Raw genomic sequence first — 9,033 nt, 5'->3', positions numbered from 1 at the left:
CCTGAACCTGATTACTTCTTAGCGTCAGCTTTCGCGTCCGCGGCTTTCGCATCGCCTGCGGCTTCCGGCTGTGCATCTGCCTTCGGCGCCGGTTTGATATCCAGCAGTTCTACATCAAAGACCAGCGTAGAGTTGGCCGGGATGCCCGGGACGCCAGTTTTACCGTAGGCCAGGTCCGGCGGAATAACCAGCTTGATTTTGCCGCCTTTCTTGATGTTCTTCAGGCCTTCAGTCCAGCCCGGGATCACGCCGTCGAGACGGAAAGAGAGCGGCTCGCCGCGAGTATAAGAGTTATCAAACTCTTTACCGTCGATCAGGGTACCTTTGTAGTTTACCACCACGGTATCGCTGTCTTTCGGCGCATCGCCAGCGCCTTCTTTCTCGACTTTATACAGCAGGCCAGTTTTTGAGGTTTTCACGCCCTTCTCTTTGGCAAAGTTGTCACGGAAAGCTTTGCCTTTGGCTTCGTTCTCAGTGGCGTCTTTTTCCATTTTCTGCTGAGCCGCGGTCTTCACGCGCGTTTCAAAGGCCTGCAGAGTCTGTTCGATCTCCTGGTCGGACAGTTTGCTCTTATCGGCAAACGCGTCCTGTACACCGGCGATCAGCTGGGATTTATCCAGCTTAATGCCCAGCTTCTCTTGTTCTTTCAGGGAGTTTTCCATGTAACGCCCCAGGGACGCGCCCAGCGCATAGGCCGATTTCTGATCGTCATTTTTAAATGCCGATTTACTCTCAGCCGCCGGGGCTGCCTTCGTTGCCGTATCTGCAGCGAAGGTCAGCGGTGCATTCAGGGCGACGGCCATTGTGGTCGCCAGCAGCGTTACTTTAAACAGTGATTTCATCCATTTCTCCAGGGCCGGGGCCTCTCGCCCCAGGGTTATCGTAAAAAGCAAAAAACGTACTATAGAACGTTGCCATTAAAATCTACATACGGACGTTCCTGAATATCGCCTCTTTTAGGACTATTTTTGTATGAATAAGTTTCCTGTACGGCGCAGCGATGCTGCGCGCCAGGGGAAACTTAAGTAGAATCCGCCCGCAGGATCAGACTAAAGAGGTTACCCATGCACGATAGCACATTAGAAACGCGCCTTGCGGAGCTGGAAAGCCGGCTGGCGTTTCAGGAAATCACCATCGAAGACCTCAACAAAACCGTGACCGCCCACGAGATCGAGATGGCGAAGATGCGGGAGCATATGCGTCTGATGATCGAGAAGCTTAAGGCGACCCAACCCTCCCATATCGCCTCCCAGGCGGAAGAAACGCCACCGCCGCACTATTGAGGCGTAAAAAAAGCGGGTTTCCCCGCTTTTTTGTCGTCTTCGTGCCGAAGCGCAAAGATTAGTGGCAGCCGCAGCCACCGTGGCCGCCGCAGCCCCCTTTACCATGGTCGTGACCATGATCGTGGCCGTGGCCGCCGCAGCAACCGTCATGACCATGGTCATGATCGTGATCGTGGCCATGCGCGCCGTGCACGTGACCGTGCTCCAGCTCTTCCGCAGTCGCTTCGCGGATGGCGACGACTTCCACATTAAACTTCAGGTTCTGACCAGCCAGCATGTGGTTGCCATCAACCACAACGTGGTCGTCTTCAACTTCAGTGATTTCTACTGGTACCGGACCCTGATCGGTTTCCGCCAGGAAGCGCATGCCAACCTGCAGTTCATCAACGCCCATGAAGACGTCTTTCGGTACACGCTGCACCAGGTTTTCGTCATACTGACCGTAAGCGTCGTTAGCGCCGACGGCAACGTCAAATTTGTCGCCCACTTCGTGGCCATCCAGCGCGTTTTCCAGGCCGGAAATCAGGGAGCCGTGACCGTGCAGGTAATCCAGCGGCGCGCTTACCGGAGACTCATCAACCAACACACCGTCTTCTGTACGTACCTGATAGGCCAGGCTGACCACCAGGTCTTTTGCTACTTTCATGATATCTCCTGAGATGGGAAGAATAGTGGCGCAGATTGTAGCGGAATTCTGCTGCCGTGTACCCTTTAGCTTAAAAAAAGCCGACGGATAACGCTAGTCGGGATGAAAAATGCCAATCACCTGCTCCTCTTTGCGTACATGCTCACGGGCCTCTTTATCTGCCTCACGCATCTGATGACCGCACTTAACGCACTCAACAACATCGACATTATTCTCACGCCACATTGCCAGCGAATCCTGCGCCTGGCACGCCGGACATTTCGCCCCGGCAATAAAACGTTTACGCACTGCCATAAGATTTACCTTTATTCAAACTCGTCCCAGCCGTCCAGCTGCCGGCTCTCTTTCTGCATTTCGCGCTGGAAAATCTCTTCCAGTTCGCGCCGGGCCTCCCGCACGCGTGATATCTGTACCGTATCAGTATGCACTGGCATTAGCTCGCGCAGCATTCGCATATCGAGGCGTCGGAAGTGCAGCTGCGCGCGCTGGGCCTGGTGAGGATGCATCCCGAGGGTGATGAGCGCTTTGCGCCCCAGCTCCAACGCACTGGAGAAAGTTTCGCGAGAAAACTGCGTCACGCCGGCCTGCAGCAGCTCATGCGCCTCAACGCGCCCGCGAGCGCGGGCCAGAATATGCAGATGTGGAAAGTGTTGTTGACACATTTCCACCAGCCGCATGGTATCTTCTGGCTCATTACAGGTGATGACGATCGACTGCGCCTCTTCCGCTCCCGCCGAGCGCAGCAGCTCCAGCTGGGTGGCATCGCCAAAATAGACTTTATAGCCATAGTTGCGCATCAGATTTACCGCGCTGATGTCCCGCTCCAGTACCGTAATACGCATCTTATTGGCCATCAGCAGGCGACCAATGACCTGACCAAAGCGACCAAACCCGACAATAATCACCTGCGGCTTGTCATCCTCCACCCACGGCGCCTCACCGGTATCGTCCGCCGGGTTCAGCCGTCGCGACAATAGCTTATCTATCCCCTTCATCAGCAGCGGCGTCGTCATCATCGACAACGTTACCGCCACCAGCAGCAGCGCCATCTGGTCGTGCTGAAACAACCGCTGAGAGGCGGGCAGCGAAAAGAGGACAAACGCGAACTCGCCGCCCTGGCTTAATACGCCCGCGAACTGCATCCGCTCGGAACTTCGCAGGCCATAGAGACGGGCGAGCAGATAGAGCACCAGCATTTTTACCGCCACCAGCACCGCCACGCTCACCGCCACCCACAGCAGATGGGTATACAGTACGCCAAGGTTCAGCGCCATGCCGACGGAAATAAAGAACAACCCGAGCAGCAGCCCCTTGAACGGATCGATAGCGATCTCCAGTTCGTGGCGATACTCACTTTCCGCCAGCAGCACGCCGGCAATAAAGGTGCCCAGCGCCATCGACAGCCCCAGCGCCTCCATAAACAGGGCAGATCCGAGGACCAACAGCAGCGTGGCGGCAGTGAACACCTCCCTGACCCCCGAGCTGGCGATAAAACGGAACACCGGCCGCAGCAGATAGCGTCCGCCAATCAGCATCCCGGCAAAGGCCAGGACCTTCATGCCGACCGTCAACCAGTTCACATGCTCATCCGCTGAACCGGCCAGCAGGGGCACCAGCGCCAGCGCCGGGATCACCGCCAGATCCTGAAACAGCAGCACCGAAAAGCCTAGCTGTCCCGCTTCGCTGCGGCTCATTCCCTTCTCACGCATCAGCTGCAGCGCCATGGCGGTGGAAGACATCGCCAGGCCGATCCCGCCGACCACCGCCGCCTGCCATGAAAACCCGGTCGTCATCAGCAACCCACCGAGGATCGCCGCGCTGAGCATCACCTGCGCCGCGCCAACGCCGAAGATGGAGCTCCGCAGTCGCCATAGCTTGGCGGGATTGAGCTCCAGGCCGATGATAAACATCAGAAACACTACGCCGAGCTCAGAGAAATGGAGAATTTCATCCACATCGCTGATAAACCCGAGCCCCCACGGACCAATGGCGATCCCGGCCAGCAGATAGCCCAGCACCGCGCCAATCCCCAGTCTTGAAGCCAGAGGGACGGCGATGACGGCCGCGAACAAAAACAACACCCCCGCCAGCAGCAAATCAGATCCCGCCATGGACACCTCCGGCGGCGATGGGATTGGCCAACCAGTCCCGGTAGGCCAGGGCGCGGCTGCGCAGCTCCTCTGGCTGCTGCCTCCGGGCCCAGTAGACGATAATGGGGCTCATCCAGTGCATACGGCACATGCCGGCGGTCAGTTCAAAAGGACGTAAAATATCGTTCATCGGATAGCGATTAGCATCGCGACGGTAGGCGCTCTCAGGCTCGCCGGTAGTGATCACGCTGCGCCAGTACTTTCCCGCCAGTTCGTTCCCTCCGGCGCCGCTGGCGAAGCCGCGGCTTAACACACGATCCAGCCACTCCTTGAGCAGCGCCGGACAGCTCCAGGTATATAAAGGGTGCTGGAAAACAATCACCTCATGCTGGCGCAGCAGGTCCTGTTCGTAAGCAATATCGATAAAAAAATCCGGATAGTGCGCGTAGAGATCGTGCACGGTGACGTTCGGCAACTGTAAGGCCGGCTCTAATAAAACCCGGTTGGCCACGGAATCCTGAGATTCTGGGTGGGCATACAGCAGCAACACTTTCGCTGTCTGAGACATCATTCCCCTCCCGTAGGTCTTCTGGCGGCCTGCACAGCCCCGGCGTTTTGACACAGCCAGAATGACTTTGTGTATCGTCTTCGTTTTGGGCTACCATGGCGGCCCGGTGAAGCGATTCGCTTCCACACTACATTATCATAATGACAAATTAACATAGTCTGAACATACGGCGCCTTATGATTGTTTTCTCCTCGTTACAAATTCGTCGCGGCGTACGCGTCCTGCTGGACAACGCCACCGCTACCATCAATCCTGGCCAAAAGGTCGGTCTGGTGGGGAAAAACGGCTGCGGGAAATCGACGCTGCTATCGCTTTTGAAAAACGAGATAAGCGCTGACGGCGGCAGTATGACCTTTCCCGGCAACTGGCAGCTGGCCTGGGTGAATCAGGAAACCCCGGCGCTACCGCAGCCGGCAATCGATTATGTCATTGACGGCGATCGAGAGTATCGCCAGCTGGAGGCCGCGCTCCAGCAGGCTAACGAACGCAACGACGGTCATGCTATCGCCACCGTCCACGGTAAGCTGGACGCCATCGACGCCTGGACGATCCGTTCGCGCGCCGCCAGCCTGCTGCACGGTCTGGGGTTCAGCAATGAACAGCTTGAGCGGCCGGTCAGCGATTTTTCCGGCGGCTGGCGTATGCGCCTTAACCTCGCCCAGGCGCTGATCTGCCGCTCCGATCTGCTGCTGCTCGATGAACCGACTAACCACCTCGATCTCGATGCGGTGATCTGGCTGGAGAAGTGGCTGAAGGGCTATACGGGAACGCTGATCCTCATCTCCCACGATCGCGATTTTCTCGATCCTATCGTCGACAAAATTATCCATATCGAACAGCAGACCATGTTTGAGTACACCGGCAACTACAGTTCGTTTGAAGTGCAGCGCGCCACCCGCCTCGCTCAGCAGCAGGCGATGTACGAAAGCCAGCAGCAGCGCGTCGCGCACCTGCAAAGCTATATCGATCGCTTCCGTGCCAAAGCCACCAAGGCCAAGCAGGCGCAAAGCCGGATCAAAATGCTGGAGCGGATGGAGCTTATCGCTCCGGCGCACGTGGATAACCCGTTCCACTTCAGCTTCCGCCAGCCGGAGAGCTTGCCTAACCCGCTGCTGAAGATGGAGAAAGTCAGCGCCGGCTACGGCGAGCGTATAATTCTCGACTCCATCAAGCTTAACCTGGTGCCGGGCTCGCGTATCGGCCTGCTGGGCCGCAACGGCGCCGGGAAGTCGACGCTGATTAAGCTCCTGGCAGGCGAGCTCCAGCCCGTAAGCGGCGAGATCGGCCTCGCGAAAGGCATCAAGCTCGGCTACTTCGCCCAGCATCAGCTGGAATTCCTGCGCGCCGATGAGTCGCCGCTGCGGCACCTGGCGCGTCTGGCGCCGCAGGAGCTGGAGCAGAAGCTGCGTGATTATCTCGGCGGCTTTGGTTTCCAGGGCGATAAGGTGAGCGAAGAAACCCGCCGCTTCTCCGGTGGAGAAAAGGCTCGCCTGGTACTGGCCCTGATCGTCTGGCAGCGCCCTAACCTGCTGCTGCTCGATGAACCGACCAACCACCTTGACCTCGATATGCGTCAGGCCTTAACCGAAGCGCTGATCGACTTTGAAGGGGCGCTGGTGGTCGTATCGCACGATCGGCACCTGATCCGTTCCACCACTGACGATCTGTACCTCGTCCACGATGGTAAAGTCGAGCCGTTCGACGGCGATCTGGAAGATTATCAGCAGTGGCTCAGCGACTCGCAAAAACAGGAGTCCCAGAGCGGCGAGGCGCCAAAAGAGAGCGGCAATAGCGCCCAGGCGCGCAAAGACCAGAAGCGTCGGGAAGCGGAGCTGCGCAGCCAGACCCAACCGCTGCGCAAAGAGATCGCCCGTCTGGAAAAAGAGATGGACAAGCTCAACGCGCAGTTGGCCAGTGCGGAAGAAAAACTTGGCGACAGTGAGCTTTATGACGCCTCACGTAAAGCCGAGCTGACCGAATGCCTGCAGCAACAGGCCAGCGCGAAGTCCGGGCTGGAGGAGTGCGAGATGGCCTGGCTGGAGGCCCAGGAGCAGCTGGAGCGCATGCTTCAGGAAGGCTAAACTCTTCCTCTTCATCCTGCCTGCGCGTACGCTGCCGCTGGCAGGGTGGGTTTCTGCCCTCTTCATGGCCTGGCCATCAGCGACATCAATGATTTGTTTTTGCTGTAAGCTGGCGTCACTGGCCGCAAGACCACATATTGGCTAACCCCCTGCATGCCCTGCGCGGTATAGTCATCATCACGTTTATTAATTGTTCTGGTGCTATGGTTGAAATCATCCCCACAGACATGACGCCCCCCGAAAACGATTCGCGTGAGTTCCATCCGATGCGCGGCGTGGGCAATCGTCATCTGCAAACCATGCTGCCGCGGCTGATTCGCCGTAAATTGCGCTTTACCCCGCACTGGCAGCGCCTTGAGCTGCCGGACGGCGATTTTGTCGATCTGGCCTGGAGCGAAGACCCGCACCAGGCGCGCCATAAGCCGCGCCTCGTCGTTTTTCACGGCCTGGAAGGCAGTCTGCACAGCCCGTACGCCCATGGTCTGATCCACGCGGCGATGCAGCGCGGCTGGCTGGGCGTGGTGATGCATTTCCGCGGCTGCAGCGGCGAACCTAACCGCAATCACCGCATCTATCACTCCGGCGAAACGGAAGATGGCACCTGGTTTTTGCACTGGCTGAAGCGCGAGTTTGGTCCCGCGCCGACCGCGGCCGTCGGCTATTCGCTGGGCGGCAATATGCTGGGCTGCCTGCTGGCAGAGGAAGGCGACCGCTGCCCGCTGGATGCGGCGGTGATCGTCTCCGCGCCTTTCATGCTCGAAGCCTGCAGCTATCATATGGATAAGGGCTTCTCGCGAGTTTATCAGCGCTATCTGCTCAATCTGTTAAAAGCCAACGCTTCACGCAAGCTGAAAGCGTACCCGGGCTCGCTGCCCGTCGATTTACGCCAGCTCAAAGGGATGCGCCGCATCCGGGAATTTGACGATATGATCACCGCCAAAATCCATGGCTTTGCCGATGCGCTGGATTATTACCGGCAATGCAGCGCCATGCCGCGGCTCAGCGATATCACTAAGCCGACGCTCATCATTCACGCGAAAGACGATCCGTTTATGGATCACCACTCGATTCCGCCGCAGGAGCAACTGCCCGCGAACGTAGAGTATCAATTGACCGAGCAAGGCGGCCACGTTGGCTTTGTCAGCGGCACTCTGCGTAAACCGGAGATGTGGCTGGAAAGACGCATTCCCGACTGGTTAAACCGCTGGCTGGAGGTTCCCGTATGATTATTCCCTGGCAGGATCTGGATCCCGAAACGCTGGATAACCTGATTGAAAGCTTTGTGTTACGTGAAGGCACCGATTATGGTGAATATGAACGTTCACTTGCCGATAAAGTCGCCGATGTAAAACAGCAGCTGAAACGCGGAGAGGCGGTCCTTGTGTGGTCGGAACTGCATGAGACGGTCAATATTATGCCGCGCGCGCTGTTTAACGGCTAAGGCGACGCCACTACATCGTTTAACCAGGGAGTTGTTATGTCTGCCAAACATCCGGTGATCGCCGTCACGGGCTCCAGCGGCGCGGGCACTACCACCACCAGCCTTGCCTTTCGCAAAATCTTCGCGCAGCTAAACCTGCACGCCGCGGAGGTGGAAGGCGATAGCTTTCATCGCTACACCCGCCCGGAAATGGACATGGCGATCCGTAAGGCGCGGGATCAGGGTAAACATATCAGCTACTTTGGCCCGGAGGCGAACGACTTCGGCCTGCTGGAGCAGACCTTTGTCGACTATGGTCGCCACGGCAAAGGTCAGTCGCGGAAATATCTCCACACCTATGACGAAGCCGTGCCGTGGAATCAGGTGCCGGGGACCTTTACCCCCTGGCAGCCGCTGCCGGAGCCGACAGACGTGCTGTTCTATGAGGGGCTGCACGGCGGGGTTGTCACGCCGCAGCATGATGTCGCCAGCCATGTCGACCTGCTGGTCGGGGTGGTGCCTATCGTTAACCTCGAGTGGATCCAAAAGCTTATTCGCGACACCAGCGAACGCGGCCACTCCCGGGAGGCGGTGATGGACTCGGTCGTCCGCTCGATGGAAGATTACATCAACTTCATTACCCCGCAATTTTCCCGCACCCATATCAACTTTCAGCGCGTGCCGACGGTGGACACCTCCAACCCGTTTGCCGCCAAAGCGATCCCCTCGCTGGACGAGAGCTTTGTAGTGATCCATTTCCGCAATCTGCAGAATATCGATTTCCCCTGGCTGTTGGCGATGCTGCAGGGCTCGTTTATCTCGCACATGAACACCCTGGTGGTGCCGGGCGGTAAAATGGGGCTGGCGATGGAGCTTATCATGACGCCGCTGGTCGAGCGCCTGATGGAAGGCCGTAAGATAGGCTAACCAAAAAAACCCCCCCCC

At 57.8% G+C, this 9,033-nt stretch carries 10 protein-coding genes; 5 read left to right on the top strand and 5 right to left on the bottom strand.

Translation table 11 applies throughout. From position 1 onward, the window contains the following. Positions 1 to 11 precede the first annotated feature (11 nt). On the bottom strand, positions 12 to 842 hold the full coding sequence (gene fkpA / locus HMPREF9538_RS22590) for an FKBP-type peptidyl-prolyl cis-trans isomerase (RefSeq protein ID WP_004150030.1): 831 nt from the start codon (positions 840 to 842) through the stop codon (positions 12 to 14). A gap of 222 nt (positions 843 to 1,064) precedes the next feature. Here fkpA and HMPREF9538_RS22595 point away from each other — a divergent pair, with 222 nt between their 5' ends. Beyond that, entirely contained in the window at positions 1,065 to 1,283 is a 219-nt protein-coding gene (locus HMPREF9538_RS22595; RefSeq protein WP_002920136.1) for a protein SlyX, read from the top strand. 58 nt (positions 1,284 to 1,341) lie between these two features. Here the strand turns inward: HMPREF9538_RS22595 and slyD are convergent, their stop codons facing one another. The 4 genes from slyD to kefG all read right to left on the bottom strand — a co-directional run bounded on the left by slyD (position 1,342) and on the right by kefG (position 4,590). Beyond that, positions 1,342 to 1,929 (bottom strand): peptidylprolyl isomerase, encoded by a 588-nt coding sequence (gene slyD / locus HMPREF9538_RS22600; RefSeq protein WP_002920140.1) that lies wholly within the window; start codon positions 1,927 to 1,929, stop codon positions 1,342 to 1,344. A gap of 93 nt (positions 1,930 to 2,022) precedes the next feature. Next, positions 2,023 to 2,223, bottom strand: a complete 201-nt coding sequence (locus tag HMPREF9538_RS22605) for a YheV family putative zinc ribbon protein (RefSeq protein WP_002920143.1) — start codon at positions 2,221 to 2,223, stop codon at positions 2,023 to 2,025. An 11-nt stretch (positions 2,224 to 2,234) separates the two neighbouring features. Continuing rightward, positions 2,235 to 4,040 carry a glutathione-regulated potassium-efflux system protein KefB gene (kefB, locus tag HMPREF9538_RS22610; protein ID WP_004150031.1) on the bottom strand — a complete coding sequence of 602 codons (1,806 nt, stop codon included), beginning with the start codon at positions 4,038 to 4,040 and terminating at the stop codon, positions 2,235 to 2,237. Next, positions 4,027 to 4,590, bottom strand: coding sequence for a glutathione-regulated potassium-efflux system ancillary protein KefG (gene kefG / locus HMPREF9538_RS22615; protein WP_004151401.1), 564 nt, complete (start codon positions 4,588 to 4,590; stop codon positions 4,027 to 4,029). The genes kefB and kefG overlap by 14 nt, the downstream gene beginning before the upstream one ends. A gap of 173 nt (positions 4,591 to 4,763) precedes the next feature. Here kefG and HMPREF9538_RS22620 point away from each other — a divergent pair, with 173 nt between their 5' ends. From HMPREF9538_RS22620 to HMPREF9538_RS22630, 4 genes are all read left to right on the top strand, one after another. Further along, positions 4,764 to 6,668: an ABC transporter ATP-binding protein gene (locus HMPREF9538_RS22620; RefSeq protein ID WP_009484163.1), complete on the top strand. Its 1,905-nt coding sequence runs from the start codon at positions 4,764 to 4,766 to the stop codon at positions 6,666 to 6,668. Between the two features lie 227 nt (positions 6,669 to 6,895). Beyond that, positions 6,896 to 7,894 carry a hydrolase gene (locus HMPREF9538_RS0126950; protein WP_024264627.1) on the top strand — a complete coding sequence of 333 codons (999 nt, stop codon included), beginning with the start codon at positions 6,896 to 6,898 and terminating at the stop codon, positions 7,892 to 7,894. Continuing rightward, a complete protein-coding gene (locus tag HMPREF9538_RS22625) occupies positions 7,891 to 8,109 on the top strand; it encodes a YheU family protein (RefSeq protein ID WP_004174055.1) in 219 nt (72 codons plus the stop codon). The genes HMPREF9538_RS0126950 and HMPREF9538_RS22625 overlap by 4 nt, the downstream gene beginning before the upstream one ends. Before the next feature lie 36 nt (positions 8,110 to 8,145). After that, positions 8,146 to 9,015, top strand: coding sequence for a phosphoribulokinase (locus HMPREF9538_RS22630; protein WP_002920153.1), 870 nt, complete (start codon positions 8,146 to 8,148; stop codon positions 9,013 to 9,015). Positions 9,016 to 9,033 lie beyond the last annotated feature (18 nt).

The organism is Klebsiella sp. MS 92-3 (assembly GCF_000195655.1).
GTDB lineage: Bacteria > Pseudomonadota > Gammaproteobacteria > Enterobacterales > Enterobacteriaceae > Klebsiella > Klebsiella pneumoniae.
The sequence above is the reverse complement of the archived record's forward strand: the minus strand, read 5'-3'. Positions and strand labels throughout refer to the sequence as shown.

Bases quoted from the DNA above. Each gene is read 5' to 3' on its own strand.
- fkpA (WP_004150030.1), bottom strand. From the start codon at position 842: ATGAAATCACTGTTTAAAGTAACGCTGCTGGCGACCACAATGGCCGTC.
- HMPREF9538_RS22595 (WP_002920136.1), top strand. From the start codon at position 1,065: ATGCACGATAGCACATTAGAAACGCGCCTTGCGGAGCTGGAAAGCCGG.
- slyD (WP_002920140.1), bottom strand. From the start codon at position 1,929: ATGAAAGTAGCAAAAGACCTGGTGGTCAGCCTGGCCTATCAGGTACGT.
- HMPREF9538_RS22605 (WP_002920143.1), bottom strand. From the start codon at position 2,223: ATGGCAGTGCGTAAACGTTTTATTGCCGGGGCGAAATGTCCGGCGTGC.
- kefB (WP_004150031.1), bottom strand. From the start codon at position 4,040: ATGGCGGGATCTGATTTGCTGCTGGCGGGGGTGTTGTTTTTGTTCGCG.
- kefG (WP_004151401.1), bottom strand. From the start codon at position 4,590: ATGATGTCTCAGACAGCGAAAGTGTTGCTGCTGTATGCCCACCCAGAA.
- HMPREF9538_RS22620 (WP_009484163.1), top strand. From the start codon at position 4,764: ATGATTGTTTTCTCCTCGTTACAAATTCGTCGCGGCGTACGCGTCCTG.
- HMPREF9538_RS0126950 (WP_024264627.1), top strand. From the start codon at position 6,896: ATGACGCCCCCCGAAAACGATTCGCGTGAGTTCCATCCGATGCGCGGC.
- HMPREF9538_RS22625 (WP_004174055.1), top strand. From the start codon at position 7,891: ATGATTATTCCCTGGCAGGATCTGGATCCCGAAACGCTGGATAACCTG.
- HMPREF9538_RS22630 (WP_002920153.1), top strand. From the start codon at position 8,146: ATGTCTGCCAAACATCCGGTGATCGCCGTCACGGGCTCCAGCGGCGCG.